23 protein-coding genes are annotated in these 25735 nt (G+C 60.9%); 9 read left to right on the top strand and 14 right to left on the bottom strand.

What is annotated here, in order from left to right; translation table 11 throughout:
* Positions 1–197: 197 nt before the first annotated feature.
* Positions 198–1538: an ammonium transporter gene (locus tag GIW28_RS00965; RefSeq protein ID WP_017135897.1), complete on the bottom strand. Its 1341-nt coding sequence runs from the start codon at positions 1536–1538 to the stop codon at positions 198–200.
* Positions 1539–1573: 35 nt separating this feature from the next.
* Entirely contained in the window at positions 1574–1912 is a 339-nt protein-coding gene (gene glnK, locus GIW28_RS00960) for a P-II family nitrogen regulator (RefSeq protein ID WP_002555808.1), read from the bottom strand.
* 421 nt (positions 1913–2333) lie between these two features.
* Here glnK and GIW28_RS00955 point away from each other — a divergent pair, with 421 nt between their 5' ends.
* Both GIW28_RS00955 and GIW28_RS00950 read left to right on the top strand, forming a co-directional pair.
* The gene (locus GIW28_RS00955; RefSeq protein WP_058421153.1) at positions 2334–2597 is read left to right on the top strand and encodes an accessory factor UbiK family protein; all 264 of its coding nucleotides are present in this window, start codon (positions 2334–2336) and stop codon (positions 2595–2597) included.
* A gap of 197 nt (positions 2598–2794) precedes the next feature.
* Positions 2795–4291, top strand: coding sequence for a YifB family Mg chelatase-like AAA ATPase (locus GIW28_RS00950; RefSeq protein ID WP_236446600.1), 1497 nt, complete (start codon positions 2795–2797; stop codon positions 4289–4291).
* Between the two features lie 3 nt (positions 4292–4294).
* On the opposite strand, the gene GIW28_RS00945 is transcribed toward GIW28_RS00950, so the two are convergent.
* A complete protein-coding gene (locus GIW28_RS00945) occupies positions 4295–4873 on the bottom strand; it encodes a TetR/AcrR family transcriptional regulator (protein WP_056860812.1) in 579 nt (192 codons plus the stop codon).
* Between the two features lie 112 nt (positions 4874–4985).
* Between GIW28_RS00945 and GIW28_RS00940 the strand changes: the two genes are divergently transcribed.
* On the top strand, positions 4986–5900 hold the full coding sequence (locus GIW28_RS00940; protein ID WP_169988058.1) for an ABC transporter six-transmembrane domain-containing protein: 915 nt from the start codon (positions 4986–4988) through the stop codon (positions 5898–5900).
* A 3-nt stretch (positions 5901–5903) separates the two neighbouring features.
* Here GIW28_RS00940 and GIW28_RS00935 read toward each other — a convergent pair whose 3' ends face one another.
* A complete protein-coding gene (locus tag GIW28_RS00935; protein WP_236446603.1) occupies positions 5904–7880 on the bottom strand; it encodes a methyl-accepting chemotaxis protein in 1977 nt (658 codons plus the stop codon).
* 167 nt (positions 7881–8047) lie between these two features.
* Positions 8048–8968, bottom strand: a complete 921-nt coding sequence (locus GIW28_RS00930; RefSeq protein ID WP_176992495.1) for a LysR substrate-binding domain-containing protein — start codon at positions 8966–8968, stop codon at positions 8048–8050.
* 136 nt (positions 8969–9104) lie between these two features.
* Between GIW28_RS00930 and GIW28_RS00925 the strand changes: the two genes are divergently transcribed.
* A complete protein-coding gene (locus tag GIW28_RS00925) occupies positions 9105–10508 on the top strand; it encodes a NorM family multidrug efflux MATE transporter (RefSeq protein ID WP_017135873.1) in 1404 nt (467 codons plus the stop codon).
* A 129-nt stretch (positions 10509–10637) separates the two neighbouring features.
* Here GIW28_RS00925 and GIW28_RS00920 read toward each other — a convergent pair whose 3' ends face one another.
* On the bottom strand, positions 10638–12302 hold the full coding sequence (locus tag GIW28_RS00920) for a putative bifunctional diguanylate cyclase/phosphodiesterase (RefSeq protein ID WP_017135872.1): 1665 nt from the start codon (positions 12300–12302) through the stop codon (positions 10638–10640).
* A 255-nt stretch (positions 12303–12557) separates the two neighbouring features.
* On the opposite strand from GIW28_RS00920, the gene rep reads away from it, so the two are divergent.
* Both rep and GIW28_RS00910 read left to right on the top strand, forming a co-directional pair.
* On the top strand, positions 12558–14567 hold the full coding sequence (gene rep / locus GIW28_RS00915; protein WP_017135871.1) for a DNA helicase Rep: 2010 nt from the start codon (positions 12558–12560) through the stop codon (positions 14565–14567).
* Positions 14568–14625: 58 nt separating this feature from the next.
* Complete coding sequence (locus GIW28_RS00910) at positions 14626–15198, top strand: xanthine phosphoribosyltransferase (RefSeq protein ID WP_010207474.1); 573 nt, start codon at positions 14626–14628, stop codon at positions 15196–15198.
* 132 nt (positions 15199–15330) lie between these two features.
* Here GIW28_RS00910 and GIW28_RS00905 read toward each other — a convergent pair whose 3' ends face one another.
* The 6 genes from GIW28_RS00905 to dadA form a co-directional block, all read right to left on the bottom strand.
* Complete coding sequence (locus tag GIW28_RS00905; RefSeq protein ID WP_017135870.1) at positions 15331–17253, bottom strand: acetyl-CoA hydrolase/transferase C-terminal domain-containing protein; 1923 nt, start codon at positions 17251–17253, stop codon at positions 15331–15333.
* A gap of 133 nt (positions 17254–17386) precedes the next feature.
* Positions 17387–17803 (bottom strand): c-type cytochrome, encoded by a 417-nt coding sequence (locus GIW28_RS00900; protein ID WP_138451010.1) that lies wholly within the window; start codon positions 17801–17803, stop codon positions 17387–17389.
* 181 nt (positions 17804–17984) lie between these two features.
* On the bottom strand, positions 17985–18533 hold the full coding sequence (locus tag GIW28_RS00895) for a cupin domain-containing protein (RefSeq protein WP_017135864.1): 549 nt from the start codon (positions 18531–18533) through the stop codon (positions 17985–17987).
* A gap of 116 nt (positions 18534–18649) precedes the next feature.
* On the bottom strand, positions 18650–19723 hold the full coding sequence (gene alr, locus GIW28_RS00890; protein ID WP_176992499.1) for an alanine racemase: 1074 nt from the start codon (positions 19721–19723) through the stop codon (positions 18650–18652).
* Positions 19724–19802: 79 nt separating this feature from the next.
* Positions 19803–20156: a RidA family protein gene (locus GIW28_RS00885; RefSeq protein ID WP_017135862.1), complete on the bottom strand. Its 354-nt coding sequence runs from the start codon at positions 20154–20156 to the stop codon at positions 19803–19805.
* Positions 20128–21432: a D-amino acid dehydrogenase gene (gene dadA, locus GIW28_RS00880; RefSeq protein WP_017135861.1), complete on the bottom strand. Its 1305-nt coding sequence runs from the start codon at positions 21430–21432 to the stop codon at positions 20128–20130. The genes GIW28_RS00885 and dadA overlap by 29 nt, the downstream gene beginning before the upstream one ends.
* 156 nt (positions 21433–21588) lie before the next feature.
* Between dadA and GIW28_RS00875 the strand changes: the two genes are divergently transcribed.
* Positions 21589–22077, top strand: coding sequence for an Lrp/AsnC ligand binding domain-containing protein (locus GIW28_RS00875; protein WP_003176896.1), 489 nt, complete (start codon positions 21589–21591; stop codon positions 22075–22077).
* A gap of 73 nt (positions 22078–22150) precedes the next feature.
* On the opposite strand, the gene GIW28_RS00870 is transcribed toward GIW28_RS00875, so the two are convergent.
* On the bottom strand, positions 22151–22504 hold the full coding sequence (locus GIW28_RS00870; RefSeq protein WP_017135860.1) for a YkgJ family cysteine cluster protein: 354 nt from the start codon (positions 22502–22504) through the stop codon (positions 22151–22153).
* A 115-nt stretch (positions 22505–22619) separates the two neighbouring features.
* On the opposite strand from GIW28_RS00870, the gene GIW28_RS00865 reads away from it, so the two are divergent.
* The gene (locus GIW28_RS00865) at positions 22620–23912 is read left to right on the top strand and encodes an NAD(P)/FAD-dependent oxidoreductase (RefSeq protein WP_099550266.1); all 1293 of its coding nucleotides are present in this window, start codon (positions 22620–22622) and stop codon (positions 23910–23912) included.
* On the opposite strand, the gene GIW28_RS00860 is transcribed toward GIW28_RS00865, so the two are convergent.
* Entirely contained in the window at positions 23913–24137 is a 225-nt protein-coding gene (locus GIW28_RS00860; protein ID WP_236446607.1) for a DUF1127 domain-containing protein, read from the bottom strand.
* Between the two features lie 165 nt (positions 24138–24302).
* On the opposite strand from GIW28_RS00860, the gene GIW28_RS00855 reads away from it, so the two are divergent.
* The gene (locus tag GIW28_RS00855) at positions 24303–25727 is read left to right on the top strand and encodes an aminotransferase-like domain-containing protein (RefSeq protein ID WP_236446605.1); all 1425 of its coding nucleotides are present in this window, start codon (positions 24303–24305) and stop codon (positions 25725–25727) included.
* Positions 25728–25735: the final 8 nt, after the last annotated feature.

The following is a 25735-nucleotide window of genomic DNA, read 5'->3' as shown; positions in this document are numbered from 1 at the left end:
CCATCGGCGCGCATTCTAGCGCGGTCTGGGAAAAAACAAAGTGTCGAATACGCCTACATGCATGTAAGACTTTCGCATCCTCAAAAGTGCCGTGTGGATCCCATCACAAACTCGGCAAAAAACCCATCCGCCTTTAGCCACAGACAAACACCAGACAAAAAAATGCCCGGCAAGCCGGGCATCTTTTTTTCGCGTACTTACAAGTTGTAGCCGCGTTCGTTGTGTTGCGCCAGATCGAGGCCCACCGCCTCTTCTTCGTCGGTCACCCGCAGGCCCATCACCATGTCCAGCACCTTGAGGATGATGAAAGTCACGATGGCCGTGTAGATCACGGTGAAGCCCACGCCTTTGCACTGGATCCAGACTTGCGCCGCGATGTCAGTAGTGGCCGCGTTGAAGCCGCCCAGCGAAGGCGCTGCGAACACGCCGGTGAGGATCGCGCCGAGGATACCGCCGATACCGTGCACACCGAAGGCGTCCAGGGAGTCGTCGTAGCCCAGTTTGCGTTTCAGGGTGGTGGCGCAGAAGAAGCACACCACGCCCGCTGCCAGGCCGATGACCAGAGCGCCCATCGGGCCAACAGTGCCGGCAGCCGGAGTGATTGCAACCAGGCCGGCGACTACGCCCGAGGCAATGCCCAGTGCGCTTGGCTTACCGTGGGTGACCCACTCGGCGAACATCCAGCCCAGTGCCGCAGCAGCGGTAGCGATCTGAGTGACCAGCATCGCCATACCGGCAGTACCGTTGGCCGCCGCAGCAGAGCCTGCGTTGAAGCCGAACCAGCCGACCCACAGCATGGCTGCGCCGACCAGGGTGTAACCCAGGTTATGCGGTGCCATCGGGGTGGTCGGGAAGCCTTTACGCTTGCCAAGTACCAGGCACGCCACCAGGCCGGCCACACCGGCGTTGATGTGCACCACGGTGCCGCCGGCGAAGTCCAGCACGCCCCAGTCGCCCAGCAACGAGCCCGGACCGCCCCACACCATGTGGGCAATCGGCGCATAGACCAGGGTGAACCAGACGCCCATGAAGATCAGCATCGCGGAGAACTTCATACGCTCGGCGAATGCACCGACGATCAGCGCAGGGGTAATGATGGCAAAGGTCATCTGGAAGGTGACAAACACCGCCTCAGGGAACAGCGCCGCAGGGCCGGTGATGCTCGCCGGGGTTACACCCGACAGGAACAGTTTGGACAGGCCGCCCACGAACGAGTTGAGGTTGACGACGCCTGCTTCCATACCGGTGGTGTCGAACGCCATGCTGTAGCCGTAAACGAACCACAGGATGGTGATCAGGCCGGTGATGGCGAAGCACTGCATCATCACGGAAAGAATGTTTTTGGAGCGCACCATGCCGCCGTAGAACAGCGCCAGGCCCGGAATGGTCATGAACAGTACCAGCGCGGTGGATGTGAGCATCCACGCCGTGTCGCCGGAATTGAGGACTGGAGCAGGGGCTGGGTCCGCCGCCAATGCCAGGGCCGGCATTACGAGGGACAACAGGGCTCCTAGCCCTGCGAATTTACGCAGAGTCATATTGTTTTCTCCTGGGGCGTTGGGGGTTTGGCGGCTTAGATTGCGTCGGTATCGGTTTCGCCGGTACGGATGCGAATAGCCTGTTCCAGATTGACCACGAAGATCTTGCCGTCACCGATCTTGCCGGTGTTGGCCGCCTTGGTTATCGCCTCGATAACCCGGTCAAGATCCTTGTCGTCAATGGCGACATCAATCTTCACCTTTGGCAGGAAATCGACCACGTATTCCGCGCCGCGATACAGCTCGGTGTGACCCTTCTGCCGACCGAAGCCTTTGACCTCAGTAACGGTAATGCCCTGCACGCCGATCTCGGACAGTGACTCGCGTACATCGTCCAACTTGAACGGCTTGATGATGGCAGTGACTAGCTTCATGAAAACTCTCTCCCGAATTGGTGGACTTGCCCCAGGAAAACAAACCCGTCTCAAGTCTAAGCGCAGTGCCTGGCTTTGTAACGCGTCGTCGCCTCGGCATTTGCCGTTGCGACGCCAGCGAACCACTGGTGACGAAACCTGTACCCCTGATCCGTCGGCGCACTGCATTCGTCACAGCGACTGCATCAGTGCATGGGTCATGATCGTCTAAGCAGAAACCTTGCCAGCTCCGTAAAAATCACTGAAATCAGTTCTTTGTCCACTTATGCCCACCTGCGGGGCGTATTGGCGGCTGCAATGCGCACAAAAACAGTGCGTAGCCGCCCAGCCCTCTGCGCGAAAAGCGTGCGCTCGCGGCCGTGAAAGGACTATAGACGCTGCGTGATACACTGCCGGCCAACAGTTTTCCGGAATATTTCCCATGCTCGCGCCCAAAGACCTCCTCGACGCCCTGAGCGGCCACGCCTCTCGCCTGTTCAGCGGCGAAACCCCGCTGCCCCGCAACGAAATCGAAAGCCAGTTCAAGGCGCTGCTGCAAAGCGGCTTCAGCAAGCTCGACCTGGTGAGCCGGGAAGAATTTGACAGCCAGATGGTCGTACTGGCCCGCACGCGTGCGCGGTTGGAGAGTCTGGAAGCGAAGGTAGCGGAGTTGGAAGCGCGGTTGACGCCACCCGCTGCTGAATAAACCCGGCCCCTGTGGGAGCTGGCTTGCCTGCGATAGCGGTGTTGAATTCACTGGCGCTATCGCAGGCAAGCCAGCTCCCACGGTGTTCTGCGTCGCTCTTTGGATACGTTCAGTAAAACCTCCCGCCCTCGAAAGCATCTCACCTCGTCTACCCTTGAAAAACCCGCAGGAAGCGGCCTCCCACTCAAGGAACGAGCATGTCCCTCGCCATCGTCCACAGCCGTGCCCAAATTGGCGTAGAAGCCCCCGCCGTTACCGTCGAAGTGCATATGGCCAATGGTCTTCCATCGCTTACCTTGGTGGGCCTGCCGGAAACTGCCGTCAAGGAAAGCAAGGACCGCGTGCGCAGCGCCATCCTCAACTGCGCGCTGCAATACCCGGCCCGCCGTATCACCCTCAACCTGGCGCCCGCCGACCTGCCCAAGGATGGCGGGCGTTTTGATTTGGCGATTGCCTTGGGCATCCTGGCCGCCAGCGTGCAGGTGCCGGCATTGATGCTCGATGACGTGGAATGCCTGGGGGAATTGGCCCTGTCCGGTGAGGTGCGGGCGGTCAAAGGTGTGCTGCCAGCCGCGCTGGCGGCACGCAAGGCCGGGCGCACCGTGATAGTGCCGCGGGCAAATGCCGAGGAGGCGTGCCTGGCGTCGGGGTTGAAGGTGATTGCAGTGGACCACCTGCTGCAAGTGGTGGCGCACCTGAATGGGCTGGTGCCGATTGAGCCGTATAAATCCGACGGCTTGCTGTACTTGAACAAACCCTACCCGGACCTGAGTGAGGTGCAAGGCCAGCTTGCCGCCAAGCGCGCACTGCTGATTGCGGCGGCGGGCGCGCACAACCTGCTGTTCAGCGGACCACCCGGCACCGGCAAGACCTTGCTCGCCAGCCGCCTGCCTGGTTTGCTGCCGCCCTTGAGTGAGCAGGAAGCCCTGGAAGTGGCGGCCATTCAGTCAGTGGTCAGCCTGGCGCCGTTGAGCCATTGGCCGCACCGTCCGTTTCGTCAACCGCACCATTCAGCGTCGGGGCCGGCGCTGGTGGGCGGCGGGTCAAAACCGCAGCCGGGGGAAATTACCCTGGCCCATCATGGCGTGCTGTTTCTGGATGAGCTGCCGGAGTTTGATCGCAAGGTGCTGGAAGTGCTGCGCGAGCCGCTCGAATCCGGGCATATCGTGATCTCCCGCGCCCGCGACCGGGTGAGTTTTCCGGCACGTTTTCAATTGGTGGCCGCCATGAACCCCTGCCCTTGCGGCTATTTGGGCGAACCCAGCGGGCGCTGTCGGTGTACGCCGGAGCAAATCCAGCGCTACCGCAACAAGCTGTCGGGGCCATTGCTGGATCGGATCGACTTGCACCTCACTGTTGCCCGGGAAGCCACCGCACTGAACCCGCTCCAACAGGATGGCGACAATACCGCAACAGCCTCGGCGGAAGTCGCCGAGGCCCGTGAGCGCCAGCAAAAACGCCAAGGCTGCGCCAATGCCTTCCTGGACCTGCCAGGGCTGCGCAAGCACTGCCAACTGGCAAAAGCCGATGAAGGCTGGCTGGAAAGCGCCTGCGAACGACTGACCTTGTCCCTGCGCGCAGCCCACCGGTTGCTCAAGGTGGCGCGCACCCTGGCGGACCTTGAGCGGGTTGAACATATTGCCCGGCATCATTTGCAGGAGGCCTTGCAGTACCGGCCTGCGGCAACGGGTTAAGTCTTATGCGGAAAAACCCAGCAGCAGCTGCGCCACTTCCATGACCTCATCGAGCACCGCCTCGGCCGACTCCACAGACGGCTTGAGCATCAGGTCATCGGCATACCCCATCGCCAACGCGAAGATTTGCCGGGCCGCGCGTTGGGGCGAGTCGCAGCGGAATACACCCTCAGCCACGCCTCGCTCAATCACCTCGGCCAGCATGCCTTGCCACTGCGCGTTGATCACCAGATACGCCTGCGCCATTTGCGGGTCGTGCATGGCTTCGTCCCAGGCATCCAGCCACAACGCCCAGCCGGCATCAGCGGTGCTCGGCAGGCAATCACGCAAGAAACCCACCAGTGCCTCAAGCGGCGGCGCATCCGCCAACGGCTCGCGTACCTCATCCAATTGCTCATTGGCAAAGCGCACAAAGGCTTCGCGACGCAGTTCGTTCCAGTCGCTGAAGTAGTGATAGACGTGGCTGCGCGACAGGCCGGCATGCTCGGCCAGGTCACGGGTGGACACATCGGCAAAACCCTTGCTGCGAAACAGCTCCAGGGCGGCGGCGATGATCTGGTCTTTACGGTCGATACGCGACATGGGCAATTCCTTCGGGCGCCTGTAGATAAGCGGCGCTTGCTTTTTGAGCGATCGCTCAAGGATACTTGAGCAGTCGCTCAATAATAGCGTCTATCACCCCTTTGGTGCACTCATGTCATCCGTGACCCCGCAAATCCTGATTGAAGAAAGCAAGAAAATTGGCCAGCAATCCGCCGGCCAAACGCTCAAGGCGATTGCCAAGGCTTACCCCGGCAAGCTGTTCTGCACACTGTCACTGGTGGCGCTGGAGAATGCGCTGCTGCTGGCCTACCCGCTGTTTGCCGGGTTTGCGGTGGACTCGATTATCCGTGGCGATGCCACCAGCGCGTTGTTCTATGCACTGGTGGTGATGGCGTTCTGGGTGGTCGGCGCGGCGCGGCGGGCGCTGGATACGCGTACCTTTACGCGAATCTACGCCGACCTTGCGGTGCCGGTGATTCTCAACCAGCGCCAGCAGAATCACAGCACCTCAAAATCCGCCGCGCGGGTGGTGCTTGCACGCGAATTCGTCGACTTCTTTGAAAAACACGTGCCGATTATCGCCACGGCGCTGGTCTCGATTATTGGCGCGGCGGTGATGCTGATCGTGATTGAGCCGTGGGTCGGCCTGGCGTGCCTGGCCGCCCTGCTGCTGTGCGTGACGCTGCTGCCACGCTTTGCCCAGCGCAACCAGGAACTGCATGAGCGCCTGAATGATCGCCTGGAGAAAGAAATCGGCCTGGTAGAAAAAGTCGGCGCACCCACCTTGCGTCGCCACTACCACGTGCTGTCACGCCTGCGCATCTGGCTGTCCGACCGCGAGGCCGCCGCGTACCTGTTTCTCGGCACGCTGGCAGCCCTGCTGTTTGTGGTCGCGATCAGCCAGTTGGCTTTGTCGCCGGCGGTCAAGGCCGGCCACATCTACGCGGTCATGACCTACCTGTGGACCTTCGTCACCAGCATGGACGAGGCACCGGGGATGGTCGACCAACTGGCGCGCCTCAAGGATATCGGCAAGCGCGTGGACCCAGGCCTGGGCGAGCATTAAGCCTTAACGAAAACGGTCAACCTCGTGCCGCAAACCGGCCGCCAGGGTTTCCAGTTCCTTGGCGGTAATGGCCAGGTTCGACACCACTTCGCGCTGTTCGCTGTTGGCCAGGGCAATGCTCTGCAGGTTGCTGCTCAGCACGTTGGCCGTGCTGCTCTGCTCCTGGGTCGCAGTGGTAATGGCAGCAAACTGCTGGCCTGCCGAACGGCTTTGTTCGTCGATGCGCGCCAGGGCCGAGGCCACGTCGGCGTTGCGCGACAGGCCTTCCTGCATCAACACGTTGCCGTGTTCCATGGTGCTGATGGCGTTGCCGGTTTCCTGCTGGATGCTTTGGATCATCACCGAGATTTCGTCGGTGGCCTGGCGCGTGCGCGAGGCCAGGTTGCGCACTTCGTCGGCAACCACCGCAAAGCCCCGGCCTTGTTCACCGGCCCGCGCCGCCTCGATGGCGGCGTTGAGCGCCAGCAGGTTGGTTTGCTCGGCAATCGAGGTGATCACGCCGACGATCCCGCCAATTTCCTGGGAGCGCTGGCCCAAGGTGTTGATCACCGTGGCCGTGCTGTTGAGGGCGGTGGCGATATGCTCCAGCGATGACGATGCCTCTTGCATCGAGGTGCGGCCAATACGCGTCTGCTGGGCGTTTTCCTGGGCCAATCGCTCGGTATTGCCCATGTTGTCGGCAATGTTCAGCGAGGTCGCGCTGAACTCTTCCACTGCGCCAGCCATGCTGGTGATTTCGCCGGACTGCTGCTCCATGCCCTCATAAGCCCCACCCGACAGGCCGGACAACGCCTGAGCCCGGCTGTTGACCTCTTCGGCCGCTTTACGGATGTGCGAGACCATGGTCGACAGCGCTTCGCCCATCTGGTTGAAGCTGCTCGCCAACTGGCCGATTTCGTCATGGCTGGACACATTCAAGCGTGCGCTCAAATCGCCGGCGCCCAAGGCTTCGGCCTGGCGCACCAGGTCGCTCAAAGGCTGCAATTTGCTGCGCAGCAACCACACCGCTGCGCCTACTGCCAGCAACATCGCCAGCACGCTGCCGATCACCAGGCGAATGCCGACCGCCCAGGTGACTGCACGAATTTCGGACTTCGGCATACTCGCCACCACCGACCACGGCCCGCCGTCGAACGGCACCGCAACGCTGTAGAAGTCTTCGTCCTTGTCGCTCCAGAAGCGGCCTTTGCCTGGATTCTTGGCCAGATCAAGCATCACCGGGACTGCCTGGTCCAACGCCTGCACACCGGCCGGCGGCACCAGCCAGTGCTTCTGTTCGTCCAACAAGGCGAGCGAGCCGGTGTGGCCGATACGGAAGCGTTTGAGGTTGTCGAACTGGGCCTTTTGCTCGTCGGTGTAATCAAAGCCGATAAACAACACGGCGATCACCTTGCCGGCGGCATCGCGCACGGGGCTGTACTGGGTCATGTAGGCACGATCAAACAACACCGCCCGGCCAATGTAATTCTGCCCGGTCAACAGGCGCTGGTAGGCCGGATGCTGGTGATCCAGCACAGTCCCGATGGCGCGATTGCCGTCTTGTTTGGTCAGGGAGGTGCTGATGCGGATGAAGTCTTCGCCACTGCGCACAAACACCGTGGCCACCCCGCCGGACATCTGCTTGAACTCGTCCACCTCAGCGAAGTTGTTGTTCAACACCTCATCGCCCAACAACAGACTCGGGGTCTGCACACCGGCCACGGCGACTTGCTGGTCCGCGCGCACACTCAAGCCGGCGCCAAAGCGCTTTTCAAACAGCCCGCTCAATCGCTGAGTGCTCTCGCGCAAGGTGCTGTGGAAGGTGTTGAGTTGATCGGCCAGCAAGCGTGCCTCGCTGGCCAGGTGTTCCTCGCGGGTGTCGAGGTTGGCCGAATCCAAGGAACGCAGGGCAAAAACAGTACTGCCGCTGATGACGACCGCCAAAATAACGGCCAAGGCGAGGCCTAACTGGGAGGCGATCCGAGCGCGAGGTTGAGACATGACAGCTCCTGGCCGAGGCCAGGATCATCCTGATCTCTTAGCGCAGCTCGGCAAATTATCTGGTGGGAAACGCTGGAAAATAAGGGTTCCAGCACACCTTATTCGGCAAGCGCAGACAATACTTGAGCGATTTACAGGGGTACCGCGCAAACGATTGCACCGAAGCGCTAGGCCAGGCGTTCAACCTGGGGCAATTCCATGGCATTGACTTCGCCTTGAAGAAACTCCGCCAATCGCCGCAAACGCTCGCCACCGGGACGGGTTTTCGGCCACACCAGGTAGTAATTTTCCCCACTGGCCACCGCCGTCGGCCACGGCAGGCTCAAACGGCCCTGGGCCACATCTTCGGCCACCATCAGCAAATCGCCCATGGACACGCCGTAACCCCGCGCGGCGGCGATCATGCCCAACTCCAAGGTATCGAACACCTGCCCACCCTTGAGCGACACCTGGGACGACAACCCCATGTGCTCCAGCCAATTGCGCCAGTCACGGCGGTCGGGTGTGGGGTGCAGCAGCTCGGCGCTTGCCAGACGCGGGACGTCCCACGGCCCGTCATTGAGCAGGTTGGGCGCACCCACCGGGATCAGCAGTTCGGGGAACAGGTAGCAGGCCTCCCAATCCGCCGGAAAGTGCCCGTAGCTCAGTAATACAGCGCAGTCGAAGGGTTCCTGGTTGAAGTCCACTTCATCCACGCTCATCCATGCACTGGTCAGTTGCACTTCATTGCCAGGCTGCAAGGCGCGAAAGCGACTGAGCCGCGCCAGCAACCAGCGCATGGTCAGGGTCGATGGCGCCTTCATGCGCAGGATGTCGTCTTCGGCGTTCAGGGTGTGGCAGGCGCGTTCCAGCGCCGCGAAGCCTTCGCGCACGCCGGGCAACAGCAGGCGCGCCGCTTCGGTGAGCTGCAGGTTGCGGCCACTGCGCTGGAACAGGCGGCAGGCGAAGTGCTCTTCGAGCGTGCGGATATGCCGGCTGACAGCACTTTGCGTGATGGAAAGCTCATCCGCCGCACGGGTAAATGAGTTGTGCCGGGAGGCGGCTTCAAAGGCGCGCAAGGCATACAGCGGCGGTAGACGGCGTGCCATAGAAGAACCCCCTCAGATCAATACCCAACCCTACCATGAGTTTTAATCATGCGAATGATCGCTTTTATCCTTTTGTGTAATGCCTCGGGAGCGCCGAGAATCAGCCCTTTCCCAACCCTCTGACTTTTTGAGTGTGATGATCATGCAACATCCGGTGCGTACTGAACTCTGGGCCATTCTGCGGCTGTCGGGGCCGTTGATTGCCTCACAGTTGGCGCACATGCTGATGGTGCTGACCGACACGCTGATGATGGCCCGCCTGAGCCCCGAAGCCCTGGCCGGTGGCGGCTTGGGCGCGGCGAGCTATTCGTTCGTCGCGATCTTCTGCATCGGTGTGATTGCCGCCGTCGGCACGCTGGTCGCCATCCGTCATGGCGCCGGTGACATCGAAGGCGCCACTCGCCTGACCCAAGCAGGTCTTTGGTTGGCGTGGTTGATGGCGTTGGTGGCCGGCTTGCTGTTGTGGAATCTCAAGCCCGTGCTGCTGATGTTCGGCCAGACCGAAACCAACGTGCAGGCGGCTGGGCAATTCTTGACCATCCTGCCGTTCGCCCTGCCCGGCTACCTGAGCTTCATGGCCTTGCGCGGTTTCACCAGCGCCATCGGCAAGGCAACGCCGGTGATGGTGATCAGCCTGGGCGGCACGGTACTCAACTACTTGCTCAACCATGCCTTGATCGAAGGCATGTTCGGTCTGCCGAAGCTCGGCCTGATGGGCATCGGCCTGGTAACAGCGATCGTCGCCAACAGCATGGCCCTGGCGCTGATGTGGTACATCCGCAGCAACCGGGCTTACGCAGCCTACCCGCTCGGCGCGGGCCTGCTGCGCCTTAACACTCAGTATCTGCGTGAGCTATGGCGCCTGGGCCTGCCGATTGGCGGCACCTATGCAGTGGAGGTCGGTTTGTTTGCCTTCGCGGCGTTGTGCATGGGCACCATGGGCAGTACGCAATTGGCAGCGCATCAGATTGCCCTGCAAATCGTTTCGGTGGCGTTCATGGTGCCGGCGGGGATGTCCTACGCGATTACCATGCGCATCGGCCAGCATTACGGCGCCGGGCAATTGCTGCAGGCGCGCATGGCCGGGCGGGTCGGCATCGGTTTTGGCGCGTTGGTGATGTTGGGATTTGCCGTTGTGCTGTGGCTGTTTTCCGATGCGCTTATCGGGCTGTTTCTGGACCATAACGACCCAGCCTTCCACGACGTCATCGTGCTGGCGGTCAGCCTGTTGGCCGTGGCGGCGTGGTTTGAGTTGTTCGACGGCGTGCAAACCATTGCCATGGGCTGTATTCGCGGGCTGAAGGACGCCAAGACCACCTTCCTGGTGGGTTTGGGTTGCTATTGGCTGATCGGCGCGCCGTCTGCTTGGTTGATGGCGTTCACCCTGGGCTGGGGCCCAACGGGCGTGTGGTGGGGTTTGGCGCTTGGGCTGGCGTGTGCGGCCGTCAGCCTGACGTGGGCGTTTGAGGCGAAGATGAAGCGGATGATTCGGCAGGAGCCTGAAGTGCGCACGCAATTCCCGGCCATGCAACCAGACTAGAGAATGTACTCGGCCAATGTGGGAGCTGGCTTGCCTGCGATGGCGGTGTGTCAGGTGCCAAATTGGCTGGCTGGCCCACCGCTATCGCAGGCAAGCCAGCTCCCACATTTTTGATTGGGTTTACAACCTTCAGCCCAGCAGCGCCTGCTGGCTCTTGCCGAACGTCAAATACTCCACCAGCTCCGGCAACGGCAACGGCTTGCTGATCAGGTAACCCTGGGCCTGATCACACCCAAACAGCCGCAACAACGCCAGCTGTTCAGGGGTTTCCACCCCTTCGGCCACCACTTCCAGGTTGAGGTTGTGGGCCAGGTTGATCATGGCATGCACCAGCTTGCGGTTTTCTTCGCGCTCTTCCATGCCGCCGACGAAGCTCTTGTCGATCTTCAGCAAGGCAATTGGCAGGCTGTTGAGGTGCACGAATGAGGAAAAACCGGTGCCGAAATCATCCAGGGAAAACCGCACACCCAAACGGCCAAGGGCGTCCATGGTCTGCTTGACCAAGTCACTGCGGCGCATCACGGCGGTTTCGGTCAGCTCGAATTCCAGCCACTGGGCTTCGACACCACGCTCGGCGATCAGCCGGCTCAACGTCGAAAGCAACTGGCTGTCCTGGAATTGGCGAAACGACAGGTTGACCGCCATATGCAGCGGCGGCAGGCCGCGTTCGCGCAGGTCTTGCATATCGCGCAAGGCCCGCGAGATCACCCAGTAACCCAATGGCACAATCAGGCCACTCTGTTCGGCCAAGGGCACGAATTCGCTGGGTGGCAACAGGCCACGCTCGCCGTGGCGCCAGCGCACCAGCGCTTCCAGGCCGACGATATGCCCGTCGTCCAAATCCAGGCGCGGCTGGTAATGCAGCTCCAGTTCGTCGCGGCGCAGAGCACGGCGCAGCTCACTTTCCAGGTCGGCCAGGCTGCGGGCGTTGCGGTTGATGCGTTCGTTGAAGATGTGAAAGGTACAGCCCTGGGTACTCTTGGCCTGCTGCATGGCGATGTGCGCGTGCCACATCAGCGGGTCGGCCCCGGCGCGGGCACGGGCATGTGCCACGCCCAGGCTGCAGCCGATCAGCAGGCTTTCGCCATCCACCCAATACGGCTCGGCCATGGCTTCGGTAATGCGCTCGGCCATCCACTCGGCGCGCTGGGGCGCACGGCGGGTGTCGATCAGCAGGGCGAATTCGTCGCTGCCCAGGCGCGCCAGTTGGTCACCGGCTTCGAGTTGGCTCTTGAGCCGCGAGACCACTTGCAGGATCAAACGATCGCCGGCCTGATGGCCCAAGGCGTCGTTGGCGTGACGAAAATTGTCGAGGTCCAGATGGCCGAGGGCCAGGCCACGGCCTTCGTTTTCAGCCAGGCGCGCCGCCAGCAAGGTCTGGAAACCCTGGCGGTTGGCGATACCGGTCAGCGGGTCCTGTTCGGCCAGGCGCTGCAGGGTGTTTTCCAGCACGCCGCGCTCACGCACGTGGCGCAGGCAGCGGCGCAAGGTATCGGTATCCAATGCACCAAAGACCAGCCAATCGCTCACACCCAGCGGTGAAACCAGCGGTTCCTGCTCCAGCAGCAATATGCACGGCAGGCTGCAACGGCCTGGGCCGGGTTGCAGGCTGGGCGTGGTCAATAACACGGCACTGTGGTCGTCATCGAACAGACGACTCACCGAGTCCCAGTTGGGCGCGCTGACCAGCACAGCCCCATCGCCCATCGGCGCCAGGCACTCGCGCAACAACGCTGCCCACGCTGGCTCATCGGCCAGTAGCAGCAAACGCAAGGGTTCGACAGGCGTAGACAAGCTAGCTCCCTAGACTCTGCAAAATTTTTTGGCGGCGGGCATTATGACGCGCGGCCTGATAATCACCAATGATAAGGGTTATCAAATACGCTAACGGTATACATTCGCTGCAGTTACCCGTCACATCCTGCGGCAAAGTATCAAAACCGGCAAATTTAGATCGAGTGGTACGTCACACCGTCGTTCTAAAGCAGCAGAATCTTGCCAGCCTGTTAAAATGCCCGCCCTTTTGAACAACGACTCCCTGATTTCTGTATGTCCCGACTCAATCCCCGGCAGCAAGAAGCCGTGAACTACGTCGGCGGCCCTCTATTGGTGCTCGCCGGTGCTGGCTCCGGCAAGACCAGCGTGATCACCCGCAAGATCGCGCACCTGATCCAGAACTGCGGCATCCGTGCCCAGTACATCGTCGCCATGACCTTTACCAACAAGGCCGCGCGCGAAATGAAGGAGCGTGTCGGCACGCTGCTCAAGGGCGGCGAAGGCCGTGGCCTTACGGTGTGCACGTTCCACAACCTGGGCTTGAACATCATCCGCAAGGAGCACGTGCGGCTGGGCTACAAGCCGGGCTTCTCGATCTTCGACGAGACCGATGTGAAGTCGCTGATGACTGACATCATGCAGAAGGAATACGCAGGCGACGACGGCGTGGATGAGATCAAGAACATGATCGGCGCCTGGAAAAACGACCTGATCCTGCCCCCCCAGGCCCTGGAAAACGCGCGCAACCCCAAGGAACAGACCGCCGCCATCGTCTACACCCACTACCAGCGCACGCTCAAGGCGTTCAACGCGGTGGACTTCGACGACCTGATCCTGCTGCCGGTAAAGCTGTTCGAGGAACACGCCGACATCCTCGAAAAATGGCAGAACAAGGTGCGCTACCTGCTGGTGGACGAATACCAGGACACCAACGCCAGCCAATACCTGCTGGTGAAAATGCTCATCGGCACGCGCAACCAGTTCACCGTGGTAGGCGACGACGACCAGTCGATCTACGCCTGGCGTGGCGCGCGCCCGGAAAACCTGATGCTGCTCAAGGACGACTACCCGTCCCTGAAAGTGGTGATGCTGGAGCAGAACTACCGCTCCACCAGCCGTATACTGCGCTGCGCCAACGTGCTGATCTCCAACAACCCCCACGAGTTTGAAAAGCAACTGTGGAGTGAGATGGGCCATGGCGACGAGATCCGCGTGATCCGCTGCCGCAATGAAGACGCCGAAGCCGAGCGCGTGGCCGTGGAAATCCTCAGCCTGCACTTGCGTACCGACCGGCCCTACAGCGATTTCGCGATCCTGTATCGCGGCAACTACCAGGCCAAGCTGATCGAACTGAAACTGCAGCACCACCAGGTGCCGTATCGCCTGTCGGGCGGCAACAGCTTTTTCGGACGCCAGGAAGTAAAAGACCTGATGGCCTACTTCCGGCTGATCGTGAACCCGGATGACGACAACGCCTTCCTGCGCGTGATCAACGTGCCGCGTCGGGAAATCGGTTCGACGACCCTGGAAAAGCTCGGCAACTACGCCACCGAACGCAAGATCTCGATGTACGCCGCCACCGACGAAATCGGCCTGGGCGAGCACCTGGACACGCGCTTCACCGATCGCCTGTCGCGCTTCAAACGCTTCATGGACAAGGTACGCGAGCAGTGCGCCGGCGAAGACCCGATCAGCGCCCTGCGCAGCATGGTCATGGACATCGACTATGAAAACTGGCTGCGCACCAACAGTTCCAGCGACAAGGCTGCGGATTACCGCATGGGCAACGTCTGGTTCCTGATCGAGGCGTTGAAAAACACGCTGGAGAAGGACGAAGAAGGCGAGATGACCGTCGAAGACGCCATCGGCAAGCTGGTGTTGCGCGACATGCTTGAGCGCCAACAGGAAGAAGAAGACGGCGCCGAAGGCGTGCAGATGATGACCCTGCACGCGTCCAAGGGCTTGGAATTCCCTTACGTGTTCATCATGGGCATGGAAGAGGAAATCCTTCCGCACCGCTCCAGCATTGAAGCTGACACCATCGAAGAAGAACGGCGCCTGGCCTACGTGGGCATTACCCGCGCACGTCAGACACTGGCCTTCACCTTCGCCGCCAAGCGCAAGCAATACGGCGAAATCATCGATTGTGCCCCCAGCCGGTTCCTGGATGAACTGCCGCCGGACGATCTGGCCTGGGAAGGCAATGACGACACCCCGACCGAGGTGAAGGCCGTTCGCGGCAACACCGCCTTGGCGGACATACGCGCGATGTTAAAGCGCTAGAATCGACTACTTTTTAATCTACTTTCGGCGCACACCGCGCCATTAGAGGAAGCTTTCCGTGGAAGCACTGCACAAGAAAATTCGCGAAGAAGGCATCGTGCTTTCCGATCAGGTCCTCAAGGTTGATGCCTTTCTGAACCACCAGATCGACCCGGCACTGATGAAGTTGATCGGCGACGAATTCGCCGCGCTGTTCAAGGACTCGGGCATCACCAAGATCGTCACCATCGAAGCCTCGGGCATCGCCCCGGCGATCATGACCGGCCTGAACCTCGGCGTACCGGTGATCTTCGCCCGCAAGCAACAGTCTCTGACCCTGACTGAAAACCTGCTGTCGGCCACTGTGTATTCCTTCACCAAGAAGGTCGAAAGCACCGTGGCGATTTCCCCACGTCACCTGACCAGCAGCGACCGCGTGCTGGTGATCGACGACTTTTTGGCCAACGGCAAAGCGTCCCAGGCGCTGATCTCGATCATCAAGCAAGCCGGCGCGACCGTTGCAGGCTTGGGGATTGTGATTGAGAAGTCGTTCCAGGGTGGCCGTGCGGAGCTGGACGCGCAGGGTTATCGGGTTGAATCGCTGGCGCGGGTGAAGTCACTGGCCGGTGGCGTCGTCACCTTCATCGAGTAATCACTGCCTGAACTCGATTAAAAATGTGGGAGCTGGCTTGCCTGCGATGAGGGCCTGACAGTCGACAACTCTGTCGACTGACACTCCGCTATCGCAGGCAAGCCAGCTCCCACATTTGATTTTTGGTGCCTGTCAGTGCGCGGTGGCTTGGAGGCCAGCAAGCAGCAAGCGCTGATACAGATCCTCTTTCAACCCCTCCGGCTGATCCAGCCGCATGCGCTTCAAATGCTCGGGAAACGCCTCCGGCTCCGGTGCATCCAGTGCCGCCCGGCCCAATTCCAGAATCTCCGTCAGCTTGAATTTGCTCTTGAGCCAGTTAAGGGCGCGCAACAGGTCCCGTTCCTCATCGGTAAAATCAGTGCCCAACGGATATTCCGGAAACAACCGGCGATGCCGCGCCTGAATGCCCTTGAGCCGCTCCGGCGTATTCTCAGTAAAACGTGGGTCCAGTTCGAAGTCCTTGGCCAGCTTGCCAGCCTTTTGCGCCTGTTCGATCAGGTCGTTCTGGAAGCGCGAGTCGGTGACCTTGAGCAAGGCCTCGATCACCTTGGCATCCGTCTGACCGCGCAAGTCGGCAATGCCGTATTCGGTAATGACGATATCCCGCAGGTGCCGTGGGATGGTGCAGTGCCCGTACTCCCAGACTATATTGGAACTGACCTCACCCGCCGACTCGCGCCAGCTGCGCAGAATCAGGATTGAACGCGCGCCCTCCAGCGCATGGCCTTGCGCAACAAAGTTGTACTGCCCGCCCACGCCGCTGAGTACGCGACCGTCTTCGAGCTGGTCGGCCACGCCCGCACCGAGCAGCGTCACCATGATCGCGCTGTTGATAAAGCGCGCATCCAGGCGTTGCAGACGCTTGAGTGCTTCCTGCCCGTACAGCTCGTTGATGTAGCTGATGGCGGTCATGTTGAATTCGAGGCGTTTGGCGTGAGTCATTTCCTGCAAACGCTGGTAAAAGCTGCGCGGCCCGAGGAAGAAACCGCCGTGAATGGAAACACCGTCGGGCTGCGCGGCGTCATCCAGGGTGCCGGCGTTGGCCTGCTGCTGGGTCGTCACATCCGGGTAGACCTTGCGCCGAATAATCCCGGCATCGGCCAGCACCAGCAGGCCGTTGACGAACATTTCGCTGCATCCATAAAGGCCACGCGCAAAGGGCTCGACACCGCCTTCGCGGCTGATCAAAGGCGCCCACTGGTAAACATCCAGATCCGTCAGCAACAACCGGTAGGCTTCGTTATCGGCCTGGCGCGCCAGCAAGGCGGCGGTCAGCGCATCGCCCATCGAGCCAATGCCAATCTGCAACGTGCCGCCATCGCGCACCAGGGTGCTGGCATGCAAGCCGATAAAGTGGTCTTGAAAGCCGACCGGCATATTCGGTGTGGAGAACAGCGTGGTGCTGTCCTTCTCGTCGATCAGGTAATCGAAGGCGTCCATACCCAGTTCGGCATCGCCGGGCATATAGGGCAAATCGCTGTGAACCTGGCCGACGACGAGGATGGTTTCGCCTGCTTCGCGGCGCTTGGCGATCATCGGCAGCAGGTCGAGGGTGATATCGGGGTTGCAGCTCAAGCTCAGCCGGTCGGGGTGTTCGGCGCTGCTGGCGACCAATTGCGCCACCAGGTTCAAGCCGGCGGCGTTGATATCGCGGGCAGCGTGGCTGTAGTTGCTGCTGACGTAGTCCTGCTGCGCCGACGCGCTATGCAGCAGGCTGCCGGGCTGCATGAAGAACTGCTGCACACGGATGTTCTTTGGCAGGCTGTCCTTGTGCAAATCCGCCAGGAAATCCAGCTCGGGATAGTCGCCGAATACCCGCTCGATAAAGGGTTCGAGAAAGCGCTTCTGCAAGCCGTCACCCATGGTCGGGCGGCCCAGGGCCAGTGCGGTATAGATCGTCAGCTCGCGCTCCGGCAGCTTGGCGATACGCCGGTACAGCGCATTGACGAACAGGTTGGGCTTGCCCAGACCGAGCGGCATGCCCATGTGGATATGCGCCGGCAAGCGTGCCAGTACGTCGTCAACTGCTTGCTCGATTGAACACAACTGCACCATCCGACCCTCCTGAACATTCCGTGATTAGGGGTTGGACCGAGCTTGCCGGGTCTTTGCTGCAATGAACAGCGTTGAAGTACAAATCGCAGGCACAAAAAAGCCGCTGGTCAGCGGCTTTTTGGCGAAGATCGGTTTATTTCAGCCCCGACATCTTCTCGATTGCGCCTTTCAGCTCAGCATCCGAGCAATCGGCGCATGTGCCTTTTGGCGGCATGGCGTTCAAGCCGGTGATCGCCTTGGCCAGCAGGCCGTCGAGGCCGCCCTGGTGGTCGGCGCGGTCTTTCCAGGCCGCGCTGTCACCGATCTTCGGTGCGCCCAGCAAACCCGTGCCGTGGCACGCATTGCAGTGCTTGGCAATCACTTCATCCGGCGTCTTCGCGCCGCCGCCGCCGCCCGCAGCCACGGCCACTTCCATCCCTTTGCATTCCTGGCCCTGGACACACACCTGGCCGACAGGCTCCAGGCGCTTGGCAATTTCATCATTGGTCGCAGCTTGAGCGCTGACAGCCCATAGGGCCAGTACGGTTGCTGGTGCAGCCAGCATTTTCATAATTAGGTTCACGCGTTCACCCTCAATGGTGGCTATTCACGCCTGCGGCCACGGTTTCGCAGGCGGCGAAAGTATAACGGTTAGCCCGTGATGCCGAAACAACCCTATTAAATAAAGGGAGATTCGGCCTCACGGTTACAGCGACGGGTGTGTCTGCAACGCTGGCAGCACGCCTCTTCTGTCAAAAGTTCGCAGGTGTGGCTGCGCTGATTAGCCGCGCCGGCACGTCGAACGGGTTGCGAAAACGATGCGGCTTGGTGCTTTCAAAGTAGTAGCTATCGCCGGCTTCGAGCACAAAAGTTTCAAGGCCGACCACCAACTCCAGGCGACCTTCCACCAGGATCCCGGTTTCTTCGCCTTCGTGGGTGAGCATTTCTTCGCCCGTATCGGCGCCCGGCGGGTAGATCTCGTTAAGAAACGCAATCGCCCGGCTGGGGTGCGCGCGCCCGACGAGTTTCATGGTGACGGCGCCGTCCGAGATGTCGATCAGCTCATTGGCTTTATAGACGATCTGCGTCGGTTTTTCCTGGAGGATCTCCTCGGAAAAGAACTCGACCATGGACATGGGGATGCCGCCCAGCACCTTGCGCAAGGAACTGATCGAGGGGCTGACACTGTTTTTTTCGATCATCGAAATGGTGCTGTTGGTGACACCCGCGCGCTTGGCGAGCTCACGCTGGGAAAGACCTTTGAGTTTACGGATGGATTGCAGTCGTTCGCCGACGTCCAATGCAGGAGCCTCCTAGGATTCAGGCTTTGTTGTAGTTGAGCGTTATCATGGCGACAGCGTTCAGTATTTACAACACTTGGACCTAAATCCCGGTGGGCTCTGCTCGTAGTCGCTGCTTAAGCCCCGCAATAGAGCCTTGGTACGCGGCGCAGGTTGCAGAAAATCTGGTAGGGGATGGTCTCGGCAGCCGCCGCCACGTCACTGGCAAGGATATTTTTGCCCCACAGCTCCACGGTGGAACCGAGCCCGGCCTGGGGCACGTCGGTGAGGTCAACGCAGAGCATGTCCATGGACACTCGGCCCAGCAACTGGCTGCGCTGGCCTGCCACCAGCACTGGCGTGCCGGTCGGTGCATGGCGCGGGTAGCCGTCGGCATAGCCCATGGCAACCACGCCGACGCGCATCGGTTTTGGCGTGATGAACTTGGCGCCGTAACCGATCGGCTCACCGGCCGGCAATTCACGCACGCAGATGACTTTCGATTCCAGGGTCATCACCGGCTGCAAACGCGCAGCGATGGCCTGGTCCTCACCAAACGGCGTGGCACCGTAGAGCATGATGCCTGGGCGCACCCAGTCGCTGGACATATTCGGCCAGCCCATCACCGACGGCGAATTACGCAGGCTGACCTCGGCCGACAACCCTTGGCGCGCCGCTTCAAACACCGCCACTTGCTCGTCACTGCGCACGCAATCGAGTTCATCGGCGCGGGCGAAGTGGCTCATCAGTACGATCCTGGCCACTTTGCCGCTGGCCAGCAGGCGCTGGTACGCCTCGTGGTAATCCTTGGGGTGCAGGCCTACGCGGTGCATGCCCGAATCGAGCTTGAGCCAAATGGTCAGCGGTTTGCTCAGCCGGGCTTGTTCGATGGCTTCCAACTGCCACAACGAATGCACCACGCACCAAAAATCATGTTCGATGATCAGCGGCAGTTCGTCAGCTTCGAAAAAACCTTCCAGCAGCAATACCGGCGCACGAATCCCGGCAGCCCGCAGCTCCAATGCCTCCTCGATGCACGCCACCGCAAACCCATCCGCCTCGGCTTCCAGCGCCTGGGCCACACGTACGGCACCATGGCCATAGGCATCCGCCTTGACCACGGCGAGGGCTTTGGCTCCCGTGACTTCACGGGCCAGTTGGTAGTTATGGCGCAGGGCTTGGAGGTCGATCAGGGCACGGGCAGGACGCATGGCGGCAGGCTTCTAGGCGGTAAAGTGAAGAAAAACCGGCGCCGACTATCAGCCACGGCGCCGGGGGAAAAAGCTACGTTTAAGGCAGCGCAGCCACCACGGACAGCTCTACCAGAATTTCCGGTTCGCACAGTTTGGCCTCAACCGTGGCACGGGCCGGGGCCACGCCTTTAGGCAGCCACTTGTCCCACACCGCGTTCATGCCGGCGAAATCGGCATCGATGTCTTTGAGGTAGATCGTCACCGACAGCAACTTGGTTTTGTCGGTGCCGGCCAGGTCCAGCAAACGTTCGATATTGGCCAGGGTTTCGCGGGTCTGCTGTTCAATCCCGGCATTCATGTCGTCGCCGACCTGCCCTGCCAGATACACGGTACCGCTGTGAACAACGATCTGGCTCATGCGCTCATTGGTGAGCTGGCGCTGGATTGACATGTTTTGCGGACTCCTGGTGGTTACTGCCGTAACGGGAAATATCGAGACCTTCGGCGCTGATCTGCGGCGTTTTTTTCGCCATCAGGTCAGCCAGCAAACGGCCAGAGCCGCACGCCATGGTCCAGCCAAGTGTGCCGTGGCCGGTGTTCAGGAACAGGTTCTTGAACGGGGTGGCACCGACAATCGGCGTGCCGTCGGGTGTGGTCGGGCGCAGGCCGGTCCAGAAAGTGGCTTCAGTCAAATCGCCGCCCTGAGGATAAAGGTCGTTGACGATCATCTCCAGGGTTTCACGTCGACGAGGGTTCAGCGACAGGTCAAAACCGGCTATTTCAGCCATGCCGCCGACGCGGATGCGGTTGTCGAAACGGGTGATCGCGACCTTGTAGGTCTCATCCAGAATGGTCGAGGTCGGCGCCATCGCCGGGTTGGTGATCGGCACGGTCAGTGAGTAACCCTTGAGCGGGTACACCGGCGCCTTGATCCCCAGCGGCTTGAGCAGCTTGGGCGAGTAACTGCCCAGGGCCAGTACGTAACGGTCGGCGGTTTCCAGCTTGCCATCGATCCATACGCCATTAACGCGATCACCGGCGTAATCAAGGCGCTGGATGTCCTGTTCGAAACGGAATTCCACGCCCAATTGCTTGCACATGTCCACCAGGCGCGTGGTGAACATCTGGCAGTCGCCGGTCTGGTCGTTGGGCAGGCGCAGGGCGCCGGCGAGGATATCGGTGACGCTGGCCAGGGCTGGCTCAACGCGGGCAATGCCGGCGCGGTCGAGCAGCTCGAACGGCACGCCGGATTCTTTCAATACGGCGATGTCTTTGGCCGCACCATCCAATTGCGCCTGGGTGCGGAACAACTGGGTAGTACCCAGGCTGCGGCCTTCGTAGGCAATGCCGGTTTCAGCGCGAAGTTCGTCGAGGCAGTCACGGCTGTATTCGGACAGGCGCACCATGCGCTCTTTGTTCACCGCGTAACGGCTCTGGGTGCAGTTGCGCAGCATCTGCGCCATCCACAGGTACTGATCGATATCGGCAGTGGCCTTGATCGCCAGTGGCGCGTGGCGTTGCAGTAACCACTTGATGGCCTTGAGCGGCACGCCTGGCGCGGCCCAGGGCGAGGCATAACCCGGCGACACCTGGCCTGCGTTGGCGAAACTGGTTTCCATGGCAGCGGCGGGCTGACGGTCGACCACAACCACTTCAAAGCCGGCCCGCGCCAAATAGTAGGCACTGGTCACCCCAATGACGCCGCTACCCAAGACCAGAACGCGCATTTTTATATCCTCATCACGGGCTTAGCCGCTGACGTGTGTTATTCGAGCAATGATGGGCGCAGTGTAAAAAACAATGACCAGTGCATTTCACTATATAAATGCCTATATTTGGCGACAATTCTCGGCAAAAACCCTTTTCACAGAGGCGTATCCCCTATGCGTACCAACACCCAGACCAAGCGGGAGCTGGACAAGATCGACCGCAATATCCTGCGCATCCTGCAAACCGATGGGCGTATTTCGTTCACGGAGCTGGGGGAAAAGGTCGGGCTGTCGACCACGCCGTGCACCGAGCGGGTCCGCCGCCTGGAGCGCGAAGGGATCATCATGGGCTACAACGCGCGGCTCAACCCGCAGCATTTGAAGGGGAGTTTGCTGGTATTTGTCGAGATCAGCCTGGATTACAAGTCGGGCGACACCTTTGAGGAATTCCGCCGCGCCGTGCTGAAGCTGCCCCATGTGCTGGAGTGCCACTTGGTGTCAGGCGACTTCGACTACCTGGTGAAAGCGCGGATCTCCGAGATGGCCTCGTACCGCAAATTGCTCGGCGATATCTTGCTCAAGCTGCCGCATGTGCGCGAGTCCAAGAGCTATATCGTGATGGAAGAGGTGAAAGAGAGCCTGAACCTGCCGATCCCCGACTGACCAAATGACACAATTCGGTCAAATGTGGGAGCTGGCAAGCCAGCTCCCACATTTTTTTGATCCAGTACATCCGTCAGACCAGTACTTGCCGGGTACTCGCCATGTATTCGTGAATTTGCTTCTCAACCCTAGGGTGAATCAACTCCACCGGCCGCCGCCCATTCGGGCACGGCAACGTCTTGGTAGTGCCAAACAGCCGGCAAATCAGCGGCCGCTCGTCATACACGGTGCAGCCATTCGGCCCCAGGTGCACACAGTTCAGCTCGTCCATGGCAGCCTCCTGCTCGGCGGCAGTCTTGCGTGGCAGGCGCGACATTTCCTCGGGTGAGGTGGTCACCGGCCCACAGCAGTCGTGGCAGCCGGGGACGCACTCGAACGAAGGGATCTGCCTGCGCAGCGCGCTGATTTTCTGGCTGTTGCAACTCATCGAAACACTTACCGAACGGCGAATAGGCGTGGATTCTGACGCAAAACGTGCTGCGCAGACAGCTTCGTCCGACCGCTGTATCCTGCGTCAAATTTTCCAAACAGGGATGCTCCCCATGACCGCCAGCGCCCGGCACACCGCTTCCTACTACGCCGCCAGCAGCGTTTCACAGCCCGACTACCCGGCGTTGATGGGCGAAGTGCGCGCCGATGTGTGCGTGATTGGCGGCGGCTATTCCGGCCTAAACACAGCGCTTGAGCTGGCTGAACGCGGCTTTAGCGTGGTGCTGCTGGAAGCGCGCAAGCTCGGCTGGGGCGCCAGCGGCCGCAACGGCGGCCAGCTGATTCGCGGTGTCGGCCACGGCCTGGACCAGTTCAGCAACGTGATCGGCAGCGACGGCGTGCGCCAGATGAAGCTGATGGGCCTGGAAGCCGTCGAGATCGTGCGCGAGCGAGTCGAGCGCTATCAGATCCCCTGCGACCTGACCTGGGGTTACTGCGACCTCGCCAACAAACCCCGCGATCTGATCGGCCTGGCCGAAGACGCCGAAGAACTGCGCAACCTCGGTTATCGCCATGAAGTACGTCTGCTGCAAGCCAACGAGATGAGCAGCGTGATCGGCTCCGAGCGCTATGTAGGCGGCATGATCGACATGGGTTCCGGCCATTTGCACCCGCTGAACCTGGCCCTCGGCGAAGCCGCCGCCGCGCAGCAGCTGGGCGTGAAGCTGTTTGAGCAGTCCGAAGTGACGCGCATCGACTACGGCCCCGAGGTCAACGTGCACACCGCCAATGGCAACGTGCGCGCCAACACCCTGGTGCTGGCCTGTAACGCCTACCTCAACGGCCTGAACCCGCAATTGAGCGGTAAGGTGCTGCCCGCCGGCAGCTACATCATCGCCACCGAACCCTTGAACGAAGCCCAGGCCGCCAGCCTGCTGCCGCAGAACATGGCGGTGTGCGATCAACGCGTGACCGTGGATTACTTCCGCCTGTCCGCCGACCGCCGCCTGCTGTTCGGCGGAGCCTGCCACTATTCCGGCCGCGACCCGCAGGACATCGGCGCCTATATGCGCCCCAAAATGCTCAAGGTGTTCCCGCAACTGGCGGACGTGAAGATCGACTACCAATGGGGCGGCATGATCGGCATCGGCGCCAACCGCCTGCCGCAGATTGGCCGGCTGGCCGACCAGCCCAACGTGTATTACGCCCAGGCCTACGCCGGCCATGGCCTCAACGCCACGCACCTGGCAGGCAAGCTGCTGGCCGAAGCCATCAGCGGCCAACAGCAGGGGCGTTTTGATTTGTTCGCCCAGGTGCCGCACATCACCTTCCCCGGCGGCAAACATCTGCGCTCGCCGCTGTTGGCGCTGGGGATGCTCTGGCACCGCTTCAAAGAGCTGCTCTGATCAGTCGCGCCAGAACGGCTTCATGCCTTCCTGGCGCGCCTGTTCGGCAGTCAACCCGACGTCACACAGTTGCTCACCGGTCAGGTGCAGCAAGGCTTTGCGCGTGTAGCGGCGGTGCCAGAACAGACTCCAGCGGCTGATATCGCGCGGCGCCTTCGCCCGCTCCTGCCCTGCCTGCAATTGCTGACTGTGTAACATCAGCCGCACATCGCTCATGCCGTTCATCGTGTTGCCCCTCATTTGCCTGTTGCCATGAGTGACTAGGATGGGCGCGCGGGCAAAACCATTACAGATTCAACCAATCCTTATTAAATCCATACAGATACTGCCCATGAAGGGCTGAATCCTGTATTTTGCGCCTATCTGTACTGGTCCCTCGGAGCGATCACCATGACCCTCTACGTCAACCTCGCCGAATTACTGGGCACGCGCATCGAGCAGGGCTTCTATCGCCCCGGCGATCGTTTGCCGTCCGTGCGGGCCTTGAGTGTGGAACACGGGGTGAGCCTGAGCACCGTGCAACAAGCCTATCGCTTGCTCGAAGACAACGGCCTGGCAATGCCAAAGCCCAAGTCGGGCTACTTTGTGCCGGTCGGACGCGAGTTGCCGGCGCTGCCGGAAATCGGCCGTCCGGCACAGCGTCCGGTGGAAATCTCGCAGTGGGACCAGGTGCTGGAGCTGATTCGCGCCATGCCGCGCAAAGACGTCATACAGATGGGCCGTGGCATGCCCGATGTATTGTCGCCGACCATGAAGCCCCTGCTGCGCAGCCTGGCCCGCGTGAGCCGCCGCCAGGACCTGCCGGGGCTGTATTACGACAATATCCTTGGCTGTATGGAATTGCGTGAGCAGATCGCCCGACTGTCTCTGGATTCAGGCTGCCAGCTGACTGCCGAAGATATCGTCATCACCACCGGCTGCCATGAGGCGCTGTCCGCCAGCATTCACGCGATTTGCGAGCCTGGCGATATTGTTGCGGTCGACTCGCCAAGCTTTCACGGCGCGATGCAAACCCTCAAAGGTCTGGGCATGAAGGCCCTGGAAATCCCCACCGACCCCATCACCGGCATCAGCCTCGAAGCACTGGAGCTGGCACTGGAACAGTGGCCGATCAAGGTCATCCAGCTGACCCCCAACTGCAATAACCCGCTGGGTTACATCATGCCCGAGGCACGCAAACGCGCACTGCTGACCCTGGCCCAGCGCTTTGACGTGGCGATTATTGAAGACGATGTGTACGGCGAATTGGCCTACAGCTACCCGCGTCCGCGCACGATCAAATCTTTCGACGAAGATGGCCGTGTGCTGCTGTGCAGCTCGTTCTCGAAAACCCTGGCGCCCGGCCTGCGCATCGGCTGGGTAGCGCCAGGGCGCTATCTTGAGCGGGTGTTGCACATGAAATACATCAGCACCGGTTCCACAGCGACGCAACCGCAGATCGCCATCGCAGAGTTCCTCAAAAACGGTCACTTCGAGCCGCATTTGCGGCGGATGCGCACCCAATACCAGCGCAATCGCGACTTGATGCTCGATTGGGTCAGCCGCTATTTTCCGGCCGGCACCCGTGCCAGTCGGCCCCAAGGCAGCTTCATGCTATGGATCGAGCTGCCGGAAGGCTTTGATACCTTGAAGCTTAACCGTGTGCTGATGGAACAAGGCGTACAGGTGGCGGTGGGCAGCATCTTTTCCGCCTCCGGCAAATACCGTAATTGCCTGCGCATGAACTACGCTGCCAAGCCAACGCCGCAGATCGAAGAGGCAGTGCGCAAGGTCGGGGCCGCCGCGATGAAGATGCTTGCCGAGGTGACCGACTGACCTTTCCC

Origin of the sequence: Pseudomonas sp. PA-5-4B (assembly GCF_021606215.1) — a bacterium.
GTDB classification, from domain to species: domain Bacteria; phylum Pseudomonadota; class Gammaproteobacteria; order Pseudomonadales; family Pseudomonadaceae; genus Aquipseudomonas; species Aquipseudomonas edaphica.
Note: the sequence above shows the minus strand (reverse complement) of the source record. Positions and strands in the feature narration are given on the sequence as shown.

Coding starts and splice junctions, on each gene's coding strand:
- GIW28_RS00965 (WP_017135897.1), bottom strand. CDS start 1,538: ATGACTCTGCGTAAATTCGCAGGGCTAGGAGCCCTGTTGTCCCTCGTA.
- glnK (WP_002555808.1), bottom strand. CDS start 1,912: ATGAAGCTAGTCACTGCCATCATCAAGCCGTTCAAGTTGGACGATGTA.
- GIW28_RS00955 (WP_058421153.1), top strand. CDS start 2,334: ATGCTCGCGCCCAAAGACCTCCTCGACGCCCTGAGCGGCCACGCCTCT.
- GIW28_RS00950 (WP_236446600.1), top strand. CDS start 2,795: ATGTCCCTCGCCATCGTCCACAGCCGTGCCCAAATTGGCGTAGAAGCC.
- GIW28_RS00945 (WP_056860812.1), bottom strand. CDS start 4,873: ATGTCGCGTATCGACCGTAAAGACCAGATCATCGCCGCCGCCCTGGAG.
- GIW28_RS00940 (WP_169988058.1), top strand. CDS start 4,986: ATGTCATCCGTGACCCCGCAAATCCTGATTGAAGAAAGCAAGAAAATT.
- GIW28_RS00935 (WP_236446603.1), bottom strand. CDS start 7,880: ATGTCTCAACCTCGCGCTCGGATCGCCTCCCAGTTAGGCCTCGCCTTG.
- GIW28_RS00930 (WP_176992495.1), bottom strand. CDS start 8,968: ATGGCACGCCGTCTACCGCCGCTGTATGCCTTGCGCGCCTTTGAAGCC.
- GIW28_RS00925 (WP_017135873.1), top strand. CDS start 9,105: ATGATCATGCAACATCCGGTGCGTACTGAACTCTGGGCCATTCTGCGG.
- rep (WP_017135871.1), top strand. CDS start 12,558: ATGTCCCGACTCAATCCCCGGCAGCAAGAAGCCGTGAACTACGTCGGC.
- GIW28_RS00905 (WP_017135870.1), bottom strand. CDS start 17,253: ATGGTGCAGTTGTGTTCAATCGAGCAAGCAGTTGACGACGTACTGGCA.
- GIW28_RS00900 (WP_138451010.1), bottom strand. CDS start 17,803: ATGAAAATGCTGGCTGCACCAGCAACCGTACTGGCCCTATGGGCTGTC.
- alr (WP_176992499.1), bottom strand. CDS start 19,723: ATGCGTCCTGCCCGTGCCCTGATCGACCTCCAAGCCCTGCGCCATAAC.
- GIW28_RS00885 (WP_017135862.1), bottom strand. CDS start 20,156: ATGTCAATCCAGCGCCAGCTCACCAATGAGCGCATGAGCCAGATCGTT.
- dadA (WP_017135861.1), bottom strand. CDS start 21,432: ATGCGCGTTCTGGTCTTGGGTAGCGGCGTCATTGGGGTGACCAGTGCC.
- GIW28_RS00875 (WP_003176896.1), top strand. CDS start 21,589: ATGCGTACCAACACCCAGACCAAGCGGGAGCTGGACAAGATCGACCGC.
- GIW28_RS00870 (WP_017135860.1), bottom strand. CDS start 22,504: ATGAGTTGCAACAGCCAGAAAATCAGCGCGCTGCGCAGGCAGATCCCT.
- GIW28_RS00865 (WP_099550266.1), top strand. CDS start 22,620: ATGACCGCCAGCGCCCGGCACACCGCTTCCTACTACGCCGCCAGCAGC.
- GIW28_RS00860 (WP_236446607.1), bottom strand. CDS start 24,137: ATGAACGGCATGAGCGATGTGCGGCTGATGTTACACAGTCAGCAATTG.
- GIW28_RS00855 (WP_236446605.1), top strand. CDS start 24,303: ATGACCCTCTACGTCAACCTCGCCGAATTACTGGGCACGCGCATCGAG.